This window comes from Meiothermus sp. QL-1 (genome assembly GCF_003351145.1).
In the GTDB taxonomy this organism is placed as follows: domain Bacteria; phylum Deinococcota; class Deinococci; order Deinococcales; family Thermaceae; genus Meiothermus.
Genome location: NZ_QQSV01000003.1, coordinates 172,705 through 193,417, shown reverse-complemented (window position 1 = coordinate 193,417; position 20,713 = coordinate 172,705). Strand labels below are relative to the sequence as shown.

14 protein-coding genes and 1 pseudogene are annotated in these 20,713 nt (G+C 67.5%); 6 read left to right on the top strand and 9 right to left on the bottom strand.

What is annotated here, in order from left to right; genetic code table 11:
* Positions 1-174 precede the first annotated feature (174 nt).
* Together DV704_RS05685 and DV704_RS05680 are read right to left on the bottom strand one after the other, a co-directional pair.
* Complete coding sequence (locus DV704_RS05685) at positions 175-2,607, bottom strand: bifunctional diguanylate cyclase/phosphodiesterase (RefSeq protein WP_233498258.1); 2,433 nt, start codon at positions 2,605-2,607, stop codon at positions 175-177.
* A gap of 158 nt (positions 2,608-2,765) precedes the next feature.
* On the bottom strand, positions 2,766-4,262 hold the full coding sequence (locus DV704_RS05680; RefSeq protein ID WP_114798597.1) for a cryptochrome/photolyase family protein: 1,497 nt from the start codon (positions 4,260-4,262) through the stop codon (positions 2,766-2,768).
* 112 nt (positions 4,263-4,374) lie between these two features.
* Between DV704_RS05680 and DV704_RS05675 the strand changes: the two genes are divergently transcribed.
* The 3 genes and pseudogenes from DV704_RS05675 to DV704_RS05665 all read left to right on the top strand — a co-directional run bounded on the left by DV704_RS05675 (position 4,375) and on the right by DV704_RS05665 (position 7,787).
* Entirely contained in the window at positions 4,375-5,397 is a 1,023-nt protein-coding gene (locus tag DV704_RS05675; RefSeq protein WP_114798596.1) for a LacI family DNA-binding transcriptional regulator, read from the top strand.
* 87 nt (positions 5,398-5,484) lie between these two features.
* Positions 5,485-6,822, top strand: a pseudogene (locus DV704_RS05670) (phosphoglucomutase/phosphomannomutase family protein).
* Positions 6,819-7,787 (top strand): mannose-1-phosphate guanylyltransferase, encoded by a 969-nt coding sequence (locus DV704_RS05665; protein ID WP_114798595.1) that lies wholly within the window; start codon positions 6,819-6,821, stop codon positions 7,785-7,787. The pseudogene DV704_RS05670 and the gene DV704_RS05665 overlap by 4 nt, the downstream one beginning before the upstream one ends.
* 15 nt (positions 7,788-7,802) lie before the next feature.
* Here DV704_RS05665 and DV704_RS05660 read toward each other — a convergent pair whose 3' ends face one another.
* Genes DV704_RS05660 through DV704_RS05640 form a run of 5 tightly spaced genes read right to left on the bottom strand, consistent with a single transcriptional unit; the run spans position 7,803 to position 14,478 of the window.
* The gene (locus DV704_RS05660; RefSeq protein WP_114798594.1) at positions 7,803-10,121 is read right to left on the bottom strand and encodes an ATP-dependent helicase; all 2,319 of its coding nucleotides are present in this window, start codon (positions 10,119-10,121) and stop codon (positions 7,803-7,805) included.
* 36 nt (positions 10,122-10,157) lie between these two features.
* Entirely contained in the window at positions 10,158-11,993 is a 1,836-nt protein-coding gene (locus tag DV704_RS05655) for a PQQ-binding-like beta-propeller repeat protein (protein ID WP_114798593.1), read from the bottom strand.
* A 22-nt stretch (positions 11,994-12,015) separates the two neighbouring features.
* Positions 12,016-12,936: a methionyl-tRNA formyltransferase gene (gene fmt / locus DV704_RS05650; protein WP_114798592.1), complete on the bottom strand. Its 921-nt coding sequence runs from the start codon at positions 12,934-12,936 to the stop codon at positions 12,016-12,018.
* Positions 12,937-12,938: 2 nt separating this feature from the next.
* A complete protein-coding gene (def, locus tag DV704_RS05645; protein ID WP_114798591.1) occupies positions 12,939-13,526 on the bottom strand; it encodes a peptide deformylase in 588 nt (195 codons plus the stop codon).
* 43 nt (positions 13,527-13,569) lie between these two features.
* On the bottom strand, positions 13,570-14,478 hold the full coding sequence (locus tag DV704_RS05640; protein ID WP_233498257.1) for a CAP domain-containing protein: 909 nt from the start codon (positions 14,476-14,478) through the stop codon (positions 13,570-13,572).
* Between the two features lie 65 nt (positions 14,479-14,543).
* On the opposite strand from DV704_RS05640, the gene DV704_RS05635 reads away from it, so the two are divergent.
* On the top strand, positions 14,544-15,086 hold the full coding sequence (locus tag DV704_RS05635; RefSeq protein ID WP_114798589.1) for a CAP domain-containing protein: 543 nt from the start codon (positions 14,544-14,546) through the stop codon (positions 15,084-15,086).
* A gap of 2 nt (positions 15,087-15,088) precedes the next feature.
* On the opposite strand, the gene DV704_RS05630 is transcribed toward DV704_RS05635, so the two are convergent.
* Together DV704_RS05630 and DV704_RS05625 are read right to left on the bottom strand one after the other, a co-directional pair.
* Positions 15,089-16,330 carry a pitrilysin family protein gene (locus tag DV704_RS05630; protein WP_114798588.1) on the bottom strand — a complete coding sequence of 414 codons (1,242 nt, stop codon included), beginning with the start codon at positions 16,328-16,330 and terminating at the stop codon, positions 15,089-15,091.
* Positions 16,327-17,556 (bottom strand): pitrilysin family protein, encoded by a 1,230-nt coding sequence (locus DV704_RS05625; RefSeq protein ID WP_114798587.1) that lies wholly within the window; start codon positions 17,554-17,556, stop codon positions 16,327-16,329. Before DV704_RS05625 ends, DV704_RS05630 begins: the two co-directional genes overlap by 4 nt.
* An 80-nt stretch (positions 17,557-17,636) precedes the next feature.
* Here DV704_RS05625 and recG point away from each other — a divergent pair, with 80 nt between their 5' ends.
* Positions 17,637-19,922 carry an ATP-dependent DNA helicase RecG gene (recG, locus tag DV704_RS05620; RefSeq protein ID WP_114798586.1) on the top strand — a complete coding sequence of 762 codons (2,286 nt, stop codon included), beginning with the start codon at positions 17,637-17,639 and terminating at the stop codon, positions 19,920-19,922.
* A gap of 177 nt (positions 19,923-20,099) precedes the next feature.
* Complete coding sequence (locus DV704_RS05615) at positions 20,100-20,663, top strand: glycerol-3-phosphate acyltransferase (protein ID WP_114798585.1); 564 nt, start codon at positions 20,100-20,102, stop codon at positions 20,661-20,663.
* Positions 20,664-20,713 lie beyond the last annotated feature (50 nt).

The window sequence follows — 20,713 nt, the reverse complement described above, 5'->3', positions numbered from 1 at the left end:
CGCAGCAAAGAAAAAACCTTCTTGCTGCCAAGAAGGTTCGCGCCCTCACCGGAGCGGACTTAACCCTGAAGTAAGTTTCTTGGCCCGGAGTCTACAAGGTTTGTTGGCCGGGTGTCAAGCAGCGCATCCGCTGCTTGTTTGAATATTATTACGAAATGCATAAAAATGCAACAGTCACAGAGCCCTACCCCTGCTCAAGGCCTCCTGCAGGGAAAGCGGTGGGCCAATGTAGTGGCCCTGGGCATAGTTGCAGCCGTGGTGGGCCAGCCACTCGAGCTGCTCGCGCCGCTCCACCCCCTCGGCCAGGGTCTTCAAGCCAAAGGCCTGGGCCAGCTGCAGCGTGGCTTTCAGAATGTTCTCGGCCGCCGAATCGCGCCCTACACCCTTCACGAAGCTCTTGTCTATCTTGACAAGGTCTACTGGCAGCTGTCTGAGGTGGGCCAGAGAGGAGTAACCCATCCCAAAATCGTCCAGCGCCACCCGAACCCCCAAACCCCGCAGCGCAACCAGACCCGCCAACCACCTCTGCCGCTCCGGCAGCAAGGCCGATTCGGTGATCTCTATCCACAAAAACTCCGGGGGCAGATTCTCCTCCACCAGCGCCCGCACCACCTCCCGCACCCAGTGGGGATGGGCAAGGGTGGAAGCAGAGAAGTTAACGGCCAGACCCCTATTGAGCCGCTTTTGCTCGCGCACAGCCTGGCGCAGCACAACCAGATCGAGCTCGCCCACCAGCCCTGACTCCTCGGCCAGGGGAACGAACTCCATAGGGCTCAGCAAACCTCGAACAGGATGCTCCCAGCGCACCAGGGCCTCCCACCTGACCACCCTTTGCTCAGGAAGGGCCAGGATAGGCTGGTACCAGATGAGAAACTGGCCTTCCTGGATGCTTCTGCGCAGCTCCTGGATGGTCTTCAACCGCTCGAGGGAGTTCACGTCCAGGGCCGGGTCGTAAACAGCTATGCCTGTGCGGCTCTGCTTGGCCTGGTACATGGCCACGTCGGCAGCCCGGGCCAGCTCATCCAGCGTCTGACCGTGCTCAGGATAGAGGGCCACCCCCAGGCTGGCCTGGGCGTAGACAACCTGTCCCCCCAGCTTGAAGGGCTGCTGGAAGACCCTGCTGATGCGCTGGGCCGCAGCGAGCGCAGCCTCACGGTTGGCCGAGGGGAGAAGTACCGCCAGCTCGTCCCCTCCCATGCGCACCAGCAGGTCATTCTGGCGCAGCACCTCCCGGATCCGCTGGGCAAGCTGGCACAGGAGCTCGTCCCCTGCCGGGTGGCCAAGGGTATCGTTGACCAGCTTGAAGTTGTCCAGGTCCAGGTAAATGAGGGCCGGGGTGTCGCGGCGACGGCGGTCGGGCAGCAGCATCTTCTCGGCCTCCTCCCAGAGCTTGCGCCGGTTAGGCAGACCGGTCAGGGGATCGTGGTAGGCCAAATACTCGATGCGGGCCTGCTGCCGCTTTCGCTCCCCTACATCCCGAATGGAGATCATGACCTGCTTCTGGTCCCGAAGCTGCACCAGAACCCCATGGACCTCGACCTCGAGAACGCGCCCATCCGCAGCCACCAACCGGACCTCCTCGGCCTGGTCGGGCTCACCGGCCAGAATGCGCTGAAGGCGCTCGGCCACCCGCGGCAGGTCCTCTGGGTGAACGAAGTCGGCCAGCGGCCGCCCCACCACCTCCTCTAGCTGCGCATACCCCAGGCCGCGCAGCCCCGCAGGGTTCAAGTAAAGCAGTCTAGAACCGTCCAGCAGCGCCACCCCATCGGGCAGGGTTTCCAAGAGGGTGCGGTAGAGCGTCTCCTGCTCGTGCAGGGCCTCGTAGGCCCGGGAACGGTCTATGGCCAGGCTGAGCTGCGCCGCCACCCCCTCCAAAAAGCGCAAGTCCCGGGGGCTGATCTCGGCTGCCGGACCCACCGCGAGCAGCACTGCCTCCACCCGCCCCTGCACCGGCAGGGGCACCACCACCAGAAGCCGGTCCTCGCCCAGTGGCACCACCCGCTTCCTAGCTGAACGGGCGGCCTGCAGAACGGCCTCGTGGCTGGCATCAAAGCGGTCCGGCAGAACTGGCCTACCCCCTGCCCAGAGCAGACGAAGCCCACCTCCTTCAGGGCTATACGCGGCCACCCCCTCGAAGCGGGGGTGCTGGCACAGGGTATCCACCACCCCCCGTACCAGGCCCAGGGGCTCGAGGTCGCGGGCCAGCTCATCCCCCACCCGCGAGAACAGGGTGAGTTCGGTGTGCCGCTCCTCCATCGCCAACGGCTCCGCCGGCGGCTTGACCTTGCGCACGAAGCGGTAACGGATGAGGCCTGCCAGCCAGGGAAACAACCCTCCGGCCAGGAAGTAAACCGACTCCAGCGGCTCCTTCCCCCAAGCAGGCAGACGCAAACCCAGCCACCAGGCCTGCAACAGGAGGCCAAGCAAGCCCAAAACCAGCGCGACCCTAAGGCCCAGCCGCCAGCCCAACACCGCCGAAGCGAGCGAGGCCAACAGGAAAGGGTGGGGCCCCAGGCGCTCGGGCTCGAGGAAGACCAGAGCGTAGCCCAACAGCACCCCTATACCCGCTGCAAGCCCCACCCGCTCCTCTGCCAACCAGGTGTTCATCGAAGCCAGCAACGCCCACCCCCTACCAAAGGCCACCCTAGCACAATGCCAGGCCCGGCTGGGTTCATTTACGAGAGCTTACCTCCAAGAGCCCACCGCCCCGCCGTTATTCACGCCTAAAGCCCAGGTAATGCTTTTTCAGAAGGGGAAGTAACGCATTATGCCTCCCCCTGCCCAATCCGTTCCCGCCAAAAAGCGGCCTGCTGGCGCAGGGCCGCCTGAAACGCAGGGCCCCACCGGTCCAGCGTCCCGTAAAGCGCCCCCAGGCGGGGGTGGCCCCCCAGGCGAGAGCGGTGCGCTATCAGGAAGTCCCAGTAGAGGCTATTGAAGGGACAGGCTTGCTCGCCCAGGGTCTCCCCTACCTTGTAGAAGCACTGCGCGCAGTGATTGCCCATGCGGGCGATGTAACGCCCGCTGGCCGCGTAGGGCTTGGAGGAGAGCACCGGTGAGGCAAAGAGCCCCATGCCCAAAACGTTGGGCACCATGACCCAGTCGGCCGAGTCCACAAAAGCCCGCATGAACCAGTCGTTCGCCGCCTGGGGGAGAACCCCGTAGATTAGAGCAAAGTTAGCCAACACCATCAGCCGCTCGATGTGGTGGGCATACCCCCGCTCGCGCACCCGCCCCACCACCACCGCCAAGCAGCGCATCCGCGTGGGGGCCCCCCAGTAGAGGGGAGGCAGAGGGCGCTCAGCCTCAAGCTGGTTGGCCTGGGCTAAGGCGGGCATCTCGCGCCGGTAGACATGGTAGACGAACTCGCGCCAGCCGATGATCTGGCGCACGAAGCCCTCGAGGCTGGCCAGGGGCACACCGCCCTCCGCCCAAGCCGCCACGGCCCGCTCCACCACCTCGGCTGGGTGCAGAAGCCCCAGGTTGAGAGCCGGCGAGAGCAGCGAGTGGTGCAGGCTCCAGCTCTGCTCGAGCAGGGCATCCTGGTAGGGGCCAAACTGGGGCAGCCGGTGGCGCACGAAGTCCTCTAAAGCCGCCAGGGCCTCCTTCCGGGTCACCGGCCAGGCAAAGGGCTCGATTTCGCCCCAGTGTCCCCTAAAGCGCGCCCGCACCATTGCCGCAACCGAGCGGGTCAGGGCGTCGGGGGTAAAAAGCAGGGGCTCGGGCGGACGGTAGCCCGAAGGCGGGGTCTTGCGGTTTTCCCTATCAAAGTTCCACACCCCCCCCAGGGGCCGCCCTTGCTGCATCAGGTAGCCGGTGCGCCGGCGCATATAGCGGTAAAAGTGCTCCAGGCGGTAGACATCGCGCCCCTTCGCCCAGCGGTCGAAGGCCTCTGCGGGCAGAAGCCACAAGGGGTTGGGCAAAAGCTGGTAGTGCCCGCCCCTGGCCTCAACCCATGCCCTCACCCGCTCGGCAAAACCATGGTCGGCCGGCTCTACCTGGCTCAAGGTGGCCCCCGGGTGCTCCTCAAAATAGCGGTCCAAAGCCTCCTCCAGCCGCTCGGCCCGCAGGTAAACCACCGGGTAGCCCTCCTTTCTCAGCTCCTGGGCAAAGTGCCGCATGGCCGAGAAGAAGAGCACCAGCTTCTGGGGGTGCATGGGCGGGGTGCGGCCCAGCTCGTAGGCCTCTACCAGCAGGACCTGTCTAGGGGCAAGCTGCCGCACCAGGGCGTGGTTGAGCTGGTCTCCCAGAAGCCAGAGGTTCATTTTTTGAGTATTCGCGAAACAAAAAATGCCAACATGGAAGCAGCCTACGCACCGGACCAAAGTGCGCTCGCGTATGGTAGAATTTTCGAAAACGCTTCCACCGGAAACGCCTGTGGCCAAACGCAAACCCACCATCCACGAAGTCGCCCACCTCGCCCAGGTGGGCATCGGTACCGTCAGCCGGGTGCTCAACAACCACCCTTCGGTGCGCCCGGAAACCCGCAACCGGGTGCTCTCGGCCATGGCCCACCTGGGCTACAGCCCCAACCCCCACGCCCGCCGCGTGGCGGGGGGCCGGAGCTACACCGTCTCGGTGATTCTCCCGGTCATCTCCACCGAGTTCTACAGCCGACTGCTGGAGGGCATTGAGCAGGTCCTGGCGGATGAACGATACGAAATAGCGCTCTTTCCTATCTTCTCCCCCCAGCGGCTTCGGCGCTACCTGGAAAACCGCTCCTTAGCCTACCAGACCGATGGACTGCTGGTGGCCTCGCAGGGCCTGGCCCACCTGCTGCCCCACCAAAAGTTCCCCACCGAGCGCCCGGTGGTGCTGGTGGACGCCCACAGCCCCCACTACGACTCGGCCTACCTGGACAATCGCCTGGGCGGCCGGATGGCCGCCCAGCACCTGGCCCAGTTCCCCGGCAGCTTCTTTGCCATCGAGATGCAGGAGGAGCTGGATAGGGTGATGGGCAACACGGTGGGCAAGGAGCGGGTGGTGGGTTTCCGGGAGGGCCTACAGGCCCTGGGGTACGACCTTCCCCCTACCCACATCTTCCCCACCCGCTTCTCGGCCGAGGGCGGGCGGCTGGCCCTGCAGCACTTCATGCGGCTGGCTCCTCCCCCCTACAACATCTTTGCCGGGGCCGACCTGCTGGCGCTGGGGGTGCTGGAGGAGGCCGAGCGGCAGGGGCTGAGGGTGGGCTGGGAGGTACGCCTGCTGGGGTTTGATGGCCACCCCTGGACCGAGGCCCGGGGGCTTTCCACCCTAGCCCAGCCCATCGAGGATATGGGCGCAGCCGCCGCCCGGCTCTTGATGGAACGCATCCGCGGCTATTGCGAAGGCCCCCGTACCCTCCGCTTCGAGCCTACCCTGGTGGTACGGGCCTCGACCCAACCCCCGGACAACCCATAGCGTAGCGCGAGGGCTGCTAGAATACCCCGGCGGAGGCTTGCCGTGTACTCCCAGATCAAACTCGGTACAGAAGGCTTCCGGGGAGTCATGGCCCGGGAGTTCACCTTCAGCAACCTGCACCGGCTGGCCGAGGGCTATGGACGCTACCTTCAAGAGCGGGAAGGGCGGAGGGTGGTGTTGGGCACGACACCCGCTTCCAAGCCCACGCCTTTGCCCACGCCCTGGCCGCCCACCTGGCCGGGTTAGGCCTCGAGGTCTACCTGTTGCCAGGAGCAGTCCCCACCCCCCTGCTCTCCTTCGCCGTGCAGCACCTCGGGGCCGACGGGGGGGCCATGGTCACCGCCAGCCACAACCCGCCCGAGTACCTTGGGGTAAAGTTCAAGGACGCTGCCGGAGGACCCATTCCCCAAGAAACAGCCCGCGCCATCAAACGCCTGATCCCTGCCGAGGCCCCTGACCGCCAGGGCGGGTACCAAACGGTGGACCTGAAGGCTGCCTACCTAGAGGCTCTAGCCCGGCAGGTAGACTTGAGCGCGCTGGAGGCCTGGCTCCGGGACAACCCTGGGTTCGCCCTATTCCACGACGCTATGGGCGGGGCTGGGGCTGGAATCCTGCAGGACTTCTTCACCCAGGCGGGGCTTCCCTGCCCGGTGGTGCCCCTGCGGGCCGAGGCCCACCCCCTCTTCCACGGGGTGCACCCCGAGCCAATCCCCAGGAACCTGGCCTTCACCCGCTCTGCCCTCGAGGGCCAGGTTCCCCCCAGCTTCGCCGCGGTCACGGATGGAGATGCCGACCGGGTAGGCGTGGTGCTCGCCGGTGGGACCTACTTTAACCCCCACCAGATCCTGGCCGTTCTGGCCCGCTACCGCTTCCTTCGGGGATACCGGGGCCGGGTGGTGAAAAACTTTGCGGTGAGCTGGCTGATAGACCACCTAGGCCAGCGGCTGGGCTTTGCTGTCACCACCACCCCCATCGGCTTTAAGTGGATCAAGGACGAGTTTGGGCGGGGCCTTTCTCGGAGGAGAGGAGTCGGGAGGGGTGGGCCTGCCTGAACACCTGCCCGAGCGCGATGGTCTTCTAGCCGCCCTCCTCCTACTAGAAAGCCTGGCGGTCACGGGGGAGGACCTGGAGGAGCAGTTCAAGCAAGTGGAATCCCTGGTCGGCCTGCCCCACGCCTACGACCGGCTCGACCTCCCTCTGGAAGCCCCTCTGGACCTGGCCTCCCTGCAGGAGCCGCGCGCGCTGGCGGGGCTTCGGCCGGTAGGGGTGGAGGCGTTGGACGGGGTGAAGTGGCTCTACCCCGAGGCCTGGGTGCTCTTCCGCGCTTCGGGCACCGAGCCGGTGCTGCGGCTTTATGTGGAGGCCACCTCGCCTGGGTTGGTGGGGGCGCTCTTGCAGGAGGCTCGAAGGGTGGTGGGGGCATGAGGCGGCTGGCGGTAATCTTGGCCGGAGGGCGAGGAGAACGGTTCTGGCCCCTTTCCACTCCTGAGCAACCCAAGCCTTTCCTGCGCCTTTTCGGCCCCAAAAGCCTGCTGGAGACCACGGGCGAGCGGCTCAGGGGGATCTTCGGTGAGGCCAGTGTGTTCGTGGCAGCCCCACCGCAGCTTGCACCGCTGGTGCGGGAGCACTTGCCCTGGTTGCCTGAGGACAACCTGCTTCTGGAGCCTGAACCCAAGGACACCGCCTTCGCCGTGGCCCTTGCCCTGAAAAGGCTACCGGAAGGGGTGTTGGCCTTCTTCCCCGCCGACCACCACGTAGGCGACGAACAAGCCTTTGCCCGGGACCTCGAGCAGGCCCTATGCGCCGCAGCAGAACTCCCCGGCCTCTTCACCATAGGGGTCCCAGCCGCATACCCTGCCACCGGGTACGGGTACCTGGAAAAGGGCGCTGAGGTGCGGCCCGGGGTCTACCGCGTGGCCCGCTTTCGAGAGAAGCCCAACCCGGAGCTGGCCGAAGAGTTCGTGGCCAGCGGCCGCTACTACTGGAACGCCGGCATCTACCTGGCCCAAAGAAGGGTGTGGCTCGAGGAGTTCCAGCAGCACGCCCCTTGGGTGCTGGAAGGCCGCGGAGAAAAGATTAGCCTGGACTACGCGGTGAGCGAAAAAAGCCAGCGGGCCTACATGGTGCTCGCCACCTTTCCTTGGGACGACTTGGGCGACTGGACCGCCCTGGAGCGGCACTTTCCCAAGGAGGGGCCCAACCTGGCTTTGGGCCGGCACCTGGGCCTGCACACCGAGGGGGCCATCATCTACGCCCCCGAGGACGAGCTGGTGGTGACGATCGGCCTCCAGGACACCGTGGTGGTGCGGCATGGGAAGGTCACCCTGCTGGTGCGCAAGGACCTGGTGGCCGAGCTTAAGAAGGTGGCCAGGCTGCTGAACAGCACCTGAGCCGGTCCATCCCCATTAACCGAGCACCTCGAGCCGGGCATAGCGCAGAGCCAGCCGCCGCATCCCTTCAGCAAAGGCCACCGTGACCACCCCATCCTCCAACGCCACCACCCGGCCCACGCCAAACTGGAGGTGTCGCACCCACTGCCCGGGCAAAGGCCCGCTCTTTGGCTGGGGTGCAAGGGCGGCCAGGTCGGCAAATTCTCCCGGAGGGCCCTCGCCTGGCTCGCTACCAAGGTCCGCCCAGACCTTTTTGGCCTCCGCCGTAAGCCCCAGCGCAGCCGAAAGCCCCATAGCCTCGGCCCTGGCGAAAAGGCGCAGCACCCGGGCCACAAGCCGGGCCGTAGCGGGCCACCAGTGGGAGAGAAAGCGCTCCAGGCCGAACGCGGCTACCTCCCGGGCCAGGGCCACCAGCGCAGCGGTGGAAAGAGCCTCGGGGGGCTGGGCTAGGGCCTTCTCCAGCCGCTCGGCTGCTTCCAACACCTCCGCCTCCTGCAAAAAGGGCGAGAGGGGCAGGGAGGATAGGGCATAGAGGTAGGTGTGGCTCGAGCTGCGGGTGAGGGCCACGTAGAAAAGCCGCCGCTCCTCCTCCAGGTTTCCGCTGCTATAGGGAAACGTGCCCAGGTTGCAGTCTGGGAGGAAGACTATGGGCCACTCGAGGCCCTTCGACCGATGAATGCTCATCAGGCTGAGCCGCTCGGCGCTAGTACCGTCGTGCCACCGAACCAGCTCGCGCAGGTGGGCAAGGAGGTCGCGCACCTGGCCCTTGTCCCGCGCGTACTCGATGAAGACCCGCACCCCCTCCACCCGACCCGCCCCCACCTCGGGCAAGCCGCGAAGAAGGTGGCGGGAATAGTCCAGGCGCCGCTCCAGGGCTTCCAACACGGCATGGGCGGGCGCACCCGCAGCAGAGCGGAGCCAGAAAAAAAGCTCGGCCAGCTCGAGCAGCGGCCTCTGAGCCGAAACTTCCTGGTGCGCCACCTGCACCAAAGCCTCCTCCAGCCCCACCTCCTGCGCCCTCCGCCAAACCACCTCGGCCACAGCCCGGCTCAGGTAGCGCTTGGGCGTGTTGTAAACGGCAAACCAGTCCTGCGCCTCCCCCTCGCCCAAAGCCAGGCGCAGATAGCTCAACAGCACCCTGATCTCCGGCCGCTGGTAGAAGGGAGGGCTGCCCACCACCTGGTAGGGGATGGAGCGCTCGAGGAGAAGCTGCTCCAGATAGGGGGTCTGGGCGTAGAGCCGGAGGAGCACCACCATCTGGTCAAGCCGGTAGCCCTGCGCCTGCAGGGACTCAACCTCGTCCACCAGGGCCAGGGCCTGGGCCGGCGCGTGGGGCGGCAAACACAGGTGCACCCGCCCCTTTCCCAGCCGAACGGGGCTCAGCCGCTTGGGCTCGCGCTGGGGATTCTGGGCGATGACCTGGTTGGCCAGCAAGGCCTGGGGCAGCGGGCAGCGAAAGGTGTCGCGGATCAGGTATTTTTTCGCCCCGTACCGGCGAGCGAATTCCAGGATGAAGCGTGGACTGGCCCCCCGCCACTCGTAGATGGTCTGGTCGTCGTCGCCCACCGCCATGTAGTTGCGGTGCGGCGCGGTAATCAGGTCGAGCAGCTCCGACTGGGCCAGGTTCACATCCTGGAACTCGTCCACCAGCACTGCCTGAAAGGCCCGTTGCACCGCCTGGAGTAAATCGGGGTGCCGCACCAGCACCTCCCAGCCCTGCATCAGCATGTCGTCGAAGGTAAGAATTCCTTCCTCCCGCCGCACCTGCTCGAAAAGCCGGTACAGGTCCAGGTACCACTCGAGCCCCTCGGGGGCCTTCGCCTGCGCAGCCACCCGCAGGGCCGCTGGAGGCAGCCCGGCCCCCTTCAGGTCGGCGTACTGCAGGTTGCCTTTACAGGCCCCCACGTAGTTCAGGAAGTCCTCGGGCTCGAGGCCGTCCAGCTCGGAAACCCAGGAGCACCTGAGCTCGCGGGCCCGCTGCATCGCGCGTTGCAGCAGAATCCGCTCGGCCTCTTCCCTGAGCTCAGCTCCAGGCCAGAGGCCCTCCCGCTCAGCCTTGCGCAAGATGCGGTAGCAGAGCGCATGCAGGGTGGAAACCTGCACCCCCAGGGTGTGGGGCCAGCGCGAGAGCGCCTGCCTGAGGTCGTCCACCGCCATACGGCTGAAGGAAGTGGCCAGGATTTTGCGCGGCTCGAAGACCTCCTCCCGCACCAGGCGCTCGATGCGGTGCACCAGCGCGGTGGTCTTGCCGGCCCCGGCCACGGCGAAAACCAGCGCAGGCCCCTCGTTGTGGGCCACAATGGCCTGCTGCTCGTCGGTCAGGCGCAAAGACACCGAACAGTCTAACCCAGCGCCACCCCAGGGGCCGCCTCATGCAAACCGGTACAGCTTCCCCGCTAGCGTGGCCACATAAAGCGCCCCCCGGTAGGGCAAAGGCGGCACCTGGATGGGGCCCAGGCCGCTGGCCTCGAAGACCAGGCGCCCACTCTGAGCATCCACCCCCAGCACCCGCCCCTCCTCGGTACCCAGGTAGAGCACCCCGTGGGCGATGGAGAGGGCTGCGGTGACCTTGCCGACCTTGAGCTCCCACACCACATCCCCGGTTCTTTGGTTCAGAGCGTAAAGCTTCCCTGCCCAACTGGCGGCGTACAGGTTCCGTTCGTCCAGAGCCGGTGCACCCCAAAGCTCACCCTCCAGGTCGAAGCTCCACTGCACCTCGCGGGTGAGAGGGTCGAAGGCATGAATCTCCCCGGCCCAGGTAGGGATGAACAGAAGCCCCCCCCGAGCAGGTATGGCGGTGTGCACGGGGCCGGTCTCCACCTTGTAGCGCAGGCGGCCCGTTTCGGGGTCCAGGGCAAAAAGCCAGCCGCTCTCCGCGGCCACGAAGAGGAGCCCCCGGTAAAGCGTGGGCGGGGCCGAAAGCTCACTCCCAGCCTGGAAACCCCAGCGCAGGGTGCCACTGGCGTCGAGGGCGTACAAGAACCCATCCCGCCCTGGAAGATAGATGAGCCCAGCCACCAGCGGGGCGGCGGTAATCTCGGCCCGGGTGGGAAAGCTCAGCACCGGCCGCCCAGAAAGGGTGAGGGCGGTCAGGCGGCCGTCCCAGGCCGCCACATAGACCCGCGACCCGTCCACCACTGGAGGAGCCGAGACCTCATCGCCCAGGCGGTAGCGATGCAGGGCGCCATCGGCCAGATCGAGCCGGGCAAGCCCCTGTCCGGCCCCCACCCAGAGGTTTCCCTCCCGCGCCACCAGCTCACCCGGCCAGGCCACCTGCCCGGCAAGGTCGAAGGTACCGGCGAGCTCGAGCCGCTCTGGCCGGGCCGGACCGCTTGGGTAGTGCCCGCTGCGGCTGGCACCGGCCCTGGGGGTGGCCGAAAGGTGCTCGCGGTAGGTGCGCAAAGCCTCCTCCAGGACCGCGTGGGCCGCCCGGGCGCTGGCCGGGCGCTCGGCCGGGTTTTTCTGCAAAAGGGCCAGCACCAGCTCGGCCACCGCCGGCGGCACAGCCGGATTGCGCGCCTGAGGGGGGGCGGGCACCTCGTAAACGTGTTGGTAGAGCACCGACTGGTCGTTCTCCCCCTCGAAGAGGGGCTTTCCCGTCAGGGTGCGGTAGAGCACCGCCCCAAAGCTGTAGAGGTCGGCCTGGGGGGTGAGGGGGAGGCCCTTGGCCTGCTCGGGGGCCATATACTCTGGGGTGCCCACGGTGATGCCGGTGCGGGTAAGGTGGCGGCTTTCCTGCATCAGGTAGGCCAGGCCCAGGTCCATCAGCTTGGGCTGGCCCTCCAGCGTGACCAGGATGTTGCGCGGGGTGAGGTCGCGGTGGATTACCCCCCGGGCGTGCAGATGGGCCAGCGCCTCCAACACCCGGGCCGAAGCCAAAAGCAGGCGCAGGCCTTCCATCCCATCCTCAAAGGGGCCCAGCCGGTCGTAGCTGCCCCCCTCGACCAGCTCCATCACGAAGTAGGTGCGCCCCGCCTCCTCCCCCAAATCGAAGACCTGCACCACCCCAGGGTGGGAGAGGCGGGAGAGGGCCCTCACCTCCTGGAAAAAGCGCTGGCGCTCGCTCGGGTGCAGATAGGCGTGAAGGATCTTCACCGCCACCGGCCGGTCCATGCGCAAATCGAGCGCCTTCCAGACCTCGGCCATTCCCCCCTCACCCAGGGGGGCCAGAAGCTGGTATCGGTCCGCCAGTTTCACCGGCTCCAGGATACCCGCGCCCCAGCCCAGCTCAAACCAGTTCTGCCCCAGGCAGTAGCCGGACCCCTCGAGCCCAGTCGGCGGCGGGCATGGGCCTCCTTCCCTCGGGCTTGACCTCGAGCAGGGCTATGCCCCCCTCGCCCGCGGCCACCATCACCCCTTCCCCGATCCCCACCACCGTCCCCGGCGAGGCCGGAGGCAGGTCTTCCTTGCGCATCCGCAAGACCTGGACCCGCCTCCCCTGGAAGCTGAACCAGCTCCCGGGCCAGGGCTGCACCCCCCGGTGGCGGTTGTAGATGGCCGCGGCGCTATCCGCCCAGCGTATCCGGCCATCCTCCTTTCGCAGCATGGGGGCATGGGTGCCCTGGGGGGGCTGGGGGGAGGGATTCAGGTGCTCTAGATTCTCCAGCAGGCCGAGCAGGAGCTCAATGCCCTTGGCGCGAAGCCGCTCGGAAAGCTCCACCGCAGTCTCGTCAGGGCCTATAGGGGTGCGCCAGCGGGCCAGGATGGGGCCGGTGTCCATGCCCGCATCGGTCTGCATGATGCAGACTGCGGTCTCGGTCTCGCCGTTGATGAGCGTCCACTGCACCGGCGCGGGGCCCCGGTACTTGGGCAGGTCGGAGGGATGCAGGTTGAGGAAGCCGTATTCGGGCACCTCCAACAGCTCGGCGGGGAGGATTTTGCCATAGGCTGCGGTGACGGCAACCTCGAGGCCCAGGCTTTGAAAAAGCGCCAGGAACTCAGGGTTTTTACGAAGCCGCGCGGGCTTCTCCACCCTAAGGCCCCTCGCCTCCGCCCAGGCCGCCACCGGGCAGGGGGTCAGCCTGAGACCGCGGCCTGCGGGCTTGTCGGGCTGGGTGACCACCAGGGCCACCTCGTGGTGCTGGCAGAGGGCCTCCAGCACCGGCAGGGCCCAGGCCGGCGAGCCAAAGAAGGCCAGTCGGCGCCCCATGGCTACCGCTGGCCGGCCTCCCGCAGGAAGGCCCGGGCCCGCCGCTGGAAAAGGGCCAGGTCCTCGCGGTGTTCCTCCAAAAAGCGCTGCCGGAGGGGCAGGGGCATCCGCTGGAAGAAGAGGATTCCGTCCAGGTGGTCAATCTCGTGCTGGAGCACCACCGCAAAGTAGCCCTCGGCCTCCAGAACCCTGGGCTCTCCCCGTTCGTTCTGGTACTCCACCCGCACCCTCAGGTCGCGCTGGGCCCCCTCGGCGTAAAGCCCGGGCAGGGAGAGGCAGCCCTCGAGGATGGACTGGCTCCCCTCGCGGTGGGTGATGACGGGGTTGGCCATCACGTAGACCTCCTTGACCCGCGTCCGCAAGGGGGCCTCCTCCCCTTCCTCCCCGTCCTCATCCTGGTACAAGGCGGCCACGAAGAGCCGCTGGCTCAGACCCACCTGCGGGGCCGCCAGCCCCACCCCCCGGGCCTCGAACATGGTCTCGAGCATATCCTCGGCCAGCCGCGGTAGGCTGCTAAAATCGCGCACCGGCTGGGCTTTCTTCTTCAAAATAGGGTCGCCGTAGAGGCGGATGGGTAGGATCTCGGCCATTGGGGACCATTCTCCACGTTCCCTGCGCGGATGTCCATTGCCCCTACGACAGGGGAATCCGGTGGGTATAGAGGACCCTTCCCCCCTGCCGCTGCCCCACCCAAAGAGCCCCCAGGGTGGAGGGCAGGGTAAGGGTCAGCCGCGCCGGCCCCTCCACGCTCTGCCACAGCCGCGGCTCGGCCCCCAGGGCCAGCACAAAGGCCCCTCGCGGCAGGCGCAGGTCCACGCGCTGCCCGGGCGCGAAGCGGCGCTCCAGGGCTACCTCCAGCGAAAGGCCCTGCTCACCGTTCCGGACCGCCCACCAGCCCTTTCCGTCGTAGAGGGCATAGCGCACCTGGGCCCCGGGCGGCAGCTCCAGGTGGGCCGAGATGGGCGGCTCGAGGCGGGCGAACAGGTGGTCGCCCAGAAAAACCCCCAGCGTTCCCGGGGCGGTGCCGGAAAGCCGCAGGATGGTCCGCTCGGCCTGGACCGGCGCGCGCTCCACCCCCAGCTCAAAGGGCCGGGCGACAAAGTTCTGCACCACCACCACCCGCCGCCCCTCCCGCACCAGCCCCACCCCCAGGTGAGTGAAACGGGGGTTGAGCAGGTTGGCCCGGTGGCCGGGGCTCTCGAGCCAGCCCTCCAGGGCCCGCCGGGGGACCTCGGCCTCAGGGTAGCCGGCAAACTGCGCCAGGTTCTCCCCGACGGCCACCTCCAGCACCCCTGCCCGCTGCAACCGCTCGGCGGGCCCCTGCCCTTCGGGGCTACGATGGGCGAAGTAGTTGCGCTTGAGCATGTCCTGGGCGTGGTGAAGCGCGGCCCTGTGGGCCAGCGCATCCCAGACCAGGGGCCCGAGCCCCTGCGCCTGCCGGGCCTCGTTGGTCCGCCGCAGCACCTCGAGCTCCAAGGGCGACTGGGCCAAGGCCCCGGCCAGCAGCACCAGGCAAAGCCCCACCGCGCGCATCCCCACCATACTAGCGCCCTTTGGTGCAGGTTCAGGTCAGGGCCAGCCCGGGAGCGTGTAGAGTATGGCCTGGTATGCGCGCATGGCTCTGGTCACTGCTCATGCTTGTCGCCTGCAGCACCCCCGGGACCTCCTCCACCCCGGAGCTTCCCGCCTGCAGCCAGGTGGCCTTCAGCGCTCCCGGCTCGGGCCTCGTTCCCGATGCCTTCACCCAGGCCCTGAACCAGGTGCGCGCCACCCCCTGCCGCTGCGCCGGCCAGGACTTTCCCCAGCCTGCACCCCCGGTGCGGTGGAACGCCCAGCTCGCCCAGGCCGCGCTGGCCCACAGCCAGGACATGCAGCAGCACAACTTCTTTTCCCACACCGGCTCCGACGGCTCCAACCCCGGCCAGCGCATTCAAAGAACCGGCTACCGGGCCGCAAGCTGGGGCGAGAACATCGCCGCCGGCCAACCCGATATGCCCTCGGTCATACGGGCCTGGCTCTCCAGCCAGACCGGCCACTGCCAGGCCATCAAGAGCCAGAGCTTCAGCGAGATAGGGGCGGCGGTGGTTGAAGGGAACTCTGTCAACACCTACCGCACCTACTGGACGCTGGTGCTGGCCAGACCCCACTGAGCTCAGGCGGGGACCAGGCTGTAGAGAAAACCGCGGCTGAAGGGCCTCTCTTCCAGCAGGGCCTCTACCTCGTCCCGCGTCACCGCCGTCACCCTTCGGGCGACCTCATCCAAAGGCGTGTAGGTCTGGTTGTATAGGTAGTCCAGGCCTATGCTCATCAGGCGCTGCATGGGGGTCTCACCGGCAAAGGCCAGGGCCGTGGCCAGCTTGTTTTTGGCCTGTTCCAGCTCCTCCTCCCGCACCCCTTCGCGCTCCAGACGCGCAAGCTCCTGGTACAGCACCTCCCGCACCACCCCCTCGTTTTTGGGGTCGGCCTGGACGTGCACGTAGAACAGCCCGGCCCTGTCGGCCTCGTCTATCCCGGCGCCCACCGATTCCACCAGACCCTTGTCGGCCAGGGCCCAGTGTAGGCGGCTGTTGTCCTCCCCCCCCAGGATGCGGGCCAGCAGGTGGGCCGCGTAGCGGCGCGGGTCCTGGGCCGATACCCCCGGGGCAAAGAAGGCCAGGTAGGCCTGGGTGGCCTTGGGGTAGGGCTCGCGCAGCTCGCCACTGGCCGGCTCGAGCGCCGGGTAGGCCCGGGGGGCCTGGCCCCTGGGCCAGTGGGCGGTGAGGGCCTCCACCTGGGCCAAGGTGCGCTCCCAGTCCACCTTGCCGGCCAGGGCCAGCACCAGGTTGGAGGGCACATAGCGGCGGGCCTGGTAGGCCGCCATCTGCTCGCGGGTGAGGGCGGTGATGCTGGCCTTGGTGCCCAGCACGCTGTTGCCCAGAGGATGGCCGCGGAAGTAGCGGGCGCGCCCCCAGTCAAAGAGCATCGCCTGGGGGCGGTCCTCGTAGAGGGCGATTTCCTCCAAAATCACCTGCTTCTCGGTCTCGAAGTCCTCCGGGCGCAAAGCAGGGCGCATCAAATCGGTCCAGAGCTCCAGAAGCGCGGGGGCGAACTCCGGCAGCACCGCCCCGTAGTAGACGGTGTTCTCCTCCGAGGTAAAGGCGTTGTACTGGGCACCCAGTCGGTCGAACTCGAGGTTCACCTCCAAGGCCCCCCGCCGCTCGCTGCCCTTGAAGAGCATGTGCTCCAGGAAGTGGGAGACCCCGGCTACCTCAGGGGTCTCGTCGCGGCTGCCGGTCTTGCAGAAGTAGCCCAGAGCCACGCTCCGGGCCTCCGGGTTAATCTCGGCTATCACCGTCAGGCCGTTTTCCAGCACGGCCTCCTTGAACTCTACTCTAGAAAGCGTCGGGGTTCTCATCGCATCACCAGCTTGCGCGGCCCCAGGGTGGCCACCCAGGGGTTCCGGTAGGGGTTTTCGGCCAGATAGCGGTTGAGGCGGGCTATGTCCACTGCGGCAATCTGGGCCTCGATCTCGTCCAGCGAGCGCACCCGGCCCAGCACGAAGAGGTCGCGGGCCATGCTGGCGGCCCTGGAGCGGGCCGATTCGTCCTGCATCACCAAGGCTGCGCGGAGGCCGATTTTGGTCCGCGCAAGCTCCTCCTCGCTCACCCCTTCGGCCAACCGGGCAATCTCGGCCTCGAGGACCCGCAGCGTCTCGTCGGCCCGCTCAGGGGTGGTGCCGGCGTAGGCCATGAGGTAGCTGTAGCCGCGCACCCCCCCAGAGGTGGCGTAGACCGAGTAGACCAGCCCCCGCTTCTCCCGCACCTCGGTGAAAAGGCGGCTGCTCATACCCCCCGAAAGCACCTGCACCGCCAGGCGGGCGGTGTAGTACTCGGGGTGGTCGAAGCCCACATCGGGGTAGATGAGGCCAATCTGTACCTGGGCAGTTTCCTGTTCCAGGTGCAAAGCACAGGGTGGGTTGAGCACCACCGGTGGGTGGGGCACCCCCTCGCCCTGCCAGCCCCCTAAGGCCTCCAGCACCGCCGAGCGGGCCGCCTCGTAGCTCACCCCGCCCACCAGGGCCAGAATGGCCCCCCGAGGGGCATACCGGCGGGCAAAGTCCTCGCGCAAATCCGCTGCCCGGGCGGCCTCGAGGTGGGCCCTCACCCCCTCCGGGTTGCGCCCATGGGGGCTTTGGAAGACCGCCCGGCGCAGGGCGACGAACATCTTCTTAGGAGGCTGGTCCTCCAACGCGGCCAGCCCCTGCAGGGCCATCTGGCGGACCGCCTCCAGCCCTTCCTCGGGCAGGTGAGGGCGCTGAAGCACCTCGGCGTAAAGCCTGAGCACCGCAGAAAGCTTGTCGGCGAGGAACTGAGCGGTAAAGGTGGTGTGCTCGAGCCCGCTGGAGCTGGCCCGCCGCACCCCCAATCGGTCGAAGGCATCGGCCAGCGCCCGCGCATCGTAAGGACCGGCCCCCTTCCACAGCCAGCCCTCCAGCAGGCTGGCCGCCCCCTCCAGACCCTCGGGGTCGGTAACCGCGCCCACCGGCAAAAGAAGCTGCATAGCCACCCCGGGGCTCCAGGGCCGCTCCTCCACGGCCAGCGTCAGGCCGTTGGGTAGAACCTCTACCTGGGACAAAGCCATACCCACCAAGTATAAAGCCCTCTGCCAAACGACCATGACTTTCTGGACAATTTCCGCCCGTGCCCCGCAGAGCCGATACAATGGGAAGGATGACGCGCGAGGAGCAGCGCCTCCGCCTGCTAAAGCCGCTGGAACGCGAGCTGGCCGACGGCGGGCACGACCGGGTGGTGGCGGGTGGGCTGGAGCGGCTGGTGCAGAACCTGGGCCAGCCCTTCCCCGAGGTGCGGCGGCTCCTCGCGGGCTACCGGACCATGGAACCCGAGACCCGCCTCACCCGGCTCCAGCAGGCCATCCAGCTCCTAGGGGGTCCGCCCCCCCTGAGGCCCAGCTTCGACACCCCGCTCGAGGCCCTGGGGCTGGGGCCTGGGTCTCGGCGGAAGCTGGCCGCGCTGGGCCTGCGCAGCCTGCGCGATCTGCTCCACTACTACCCCCGGCGCTACGAGGACCGGCGCCTTTTGCGGAGCGTGCGGGAAGTGGAGGACGGGGCCAAGGCCACCGTGGTGGGCAGGGTGCTTAGCCGCGAGCTGGTCAAGACCCCCAAAAAGGGGATGCAGCTGGTGCAGGTGCGGTTTGTGGACGCCTGGGGATGGAGGTTCACCGGGGTGTGGTTCAACCAGCCCTGGGTGTTCAAACAGGTGGCGGAAGGGGCCAGCCTGGTGCTCACCGGCCGGGTGCAAAAGCGGGGCGGGGCAATCTCCATGAACGTGGAGTACTTCGAGGACGAAGGGGGGGAGTCGCTCTCCACCGGGCGAATCGTTCCGGTGTACGCCGCCAAGGAGGGGGTGGGCCAGGCCTTCCTGCGCCGGGCGGTCTGGCAGGCCCTGGCCAGCCTCCCCCAGCTCCCCGACCCCCTGGCCGCCTATGCCCCCGCCCAGGGCCTCCCCTCCCTCGACTTCGCCCTGCGCCAGGCCCACTTTCCTGAGTCGGAGGAAGCCCTGCAAAAGGCCCTCCATCGGCTCAAGTTCGACGAGTACCTGCTGCTGGAGCTCAAGGTGATGCTCGAGTCGGGGGGCTCGGCCCTTTTGGGGCGGAGCTTCCGGGTGAGCCCAGGGATGCTGGAGCGCTTCCGCGCAGCGCTGCCCTTCCCCCTCACCCGGGCCCAGGAGCGGGTGCTGGCGGAGGTCCTGGCCGACATGCAGTCCGAGCGGCAGATGGCCCGGCTGGTGCAGGGCGATGTAGGCTCGGGCAAGACCGTGGTGGCGGCCGCTGCTCTGTACGTGGCGGCCGAGAACGGGGTCCAGGGAGCCCTGATGGCCCCCACCGAGATTCTGGCCAAGCAGCACTTCGATAGCCTCACCCGCTACCTCTACCCCCTGGGGGTGCGCCTCGACCTCCTGGTGGGCTCCATGGGCCAGGGGGAGAAAAAAGCCGTTCTGGAAAGGCTCAGAAGCGGCGAGACCCAGGTGGTGGTGGGCACCCACGCCCTCATCCAGGAGGGGGTGGAGTTCTTCGACCTGGGCCTGGCCGTAATCGACGAGGAGCACCGCTTCGGCGTCCTTCAGCGTCGGAGGCTTCTGGGCCAGCGCCCGGATGTGCTGGTGATGTCGGCCACCCCCATCCCCCGCTCGCTGGCCCTTACCCTGTACGGCGACCTGGAGATATCCCAGATAGACGAGCTGCCCCCAGGACGCCAGCCGGTCAGGACCCGCATCCTCGGACAAAAGAGCCGCCTCCAGGCCTACGCCTTCGCCCGCCAGGAGGTCAGGAAGGGCCACCAGGTCTTCGTGGTGACCCCCATGATTGAGGAGGGCGAGGCCGCGCTCGAGCTGGCCGCGGCCACCCGCCTGCGCGAGGAGCTGGAACGGCTGCTGCCCGAGGTACGCATCGACCTCCTGCACGGCAGGATGCGGCCTGAGGAAAAAGACCAGGTTATGGAGCGCTTCCGGCGGGGCGAGTTCGATCTTTTGGTCTCCACCACGGTCATCGAGGTGGGGGTGGACATCCCCCGGGCCACCCTGATGATTGTGGAGAACGCTGAGCGCTTCGGCCTCGCCCAGCTCCACCAGCTCCGCGGCCGGGTGGGGCGGGGGGGGCTCGAGGCCTACTGCATCCTGATTGCCGGCGAAGCCTCCAAACGCACCCTGGAGCGGCTGCGGGTGTTGGAGAGCTCCAACGACGGCTTTTACATCGCCGAGCAGGACCTCAAGCTCAGAGGGCCCGGCGAGCTGCGCGGCCTGCGCCAGTCGGGCATGCCCGACCTGAAGCTAGGCGACCTGGCCAGCGACCAGGCCATCATCGAGCAAAGCCGGGCCCTGGCCCAGGCCATCCTGGCCGCCGACCCCTACCTCTCCGACCCCAAACACGCCCTGCTCAAACGCGAAATCCAAGCCCGGGCCGAGGCCATCGGCTTCCGTGAGGTCATATAGGGCCCGCTGACCCCGGCCTGACCTCCTTGGGGTAGCCTGAAAGCGATGGAAGGGTTGATGGCAGCTCTCTTGCTTTTGGTGGTGGCCTGGCCGGTGGTGGTGCTGCTGCGCCAGGGCATTCGGGAACACACCCCCAGCGATGGGGTTCCCGACTAAACCCCTGGTAGCATTCTGGCAGTGGAGCTGCTCTGGGTCCTGGTAGCCTACCTCTTGGGCTCGCTCTCCTTTGGGCAGATTGCAGGCCGGCTCAGGGGCATTGACCTAGCCGACCGGGACACCCCCGGGGCCAGCGGCACTTTCCGCCAGCTAGGACCTGCCTGGGGGGTGGCGGTGGCCCTGGGCGATATCCTGAAGGGTGGGCTGGCAGCCTACCTGGGCCAGCTCCAGGCACCCTGGGCCATCCCCCTGATGGGGGTGGCGGTGGTGGCGGGGCACAACTGGCCCCTCTTCTTCGGTTTCCGGGGCGGTGGCGGCATCGCCCCCACCCTGGGGTTTTTCGGCTTCCTGTATCCTGCGGCGACCCTGCCGGCCCTGGGGATTGGCCTGGGGGTGGCGGGCTTGTACTGGCTTTTCTACTGGCGCGCCCACCCCAAAAGCTGGTACCCCATCCCGGTAGGGGCCGTAGCAGGCTATTTGTACGCCCTTTGGGCCCTGCTGCCCACCGGCAGCGGCTTCTGGGCGCTGGTCCTGGTCAGCGCGGTGGTCGCGCTGCGGGGCCTGCGGATTGCCCGCCGGCTTTGATTGTCCTAGCACAATCCAGCAAGTTGTACCTTCTCCCCCCTCAGAGCCCG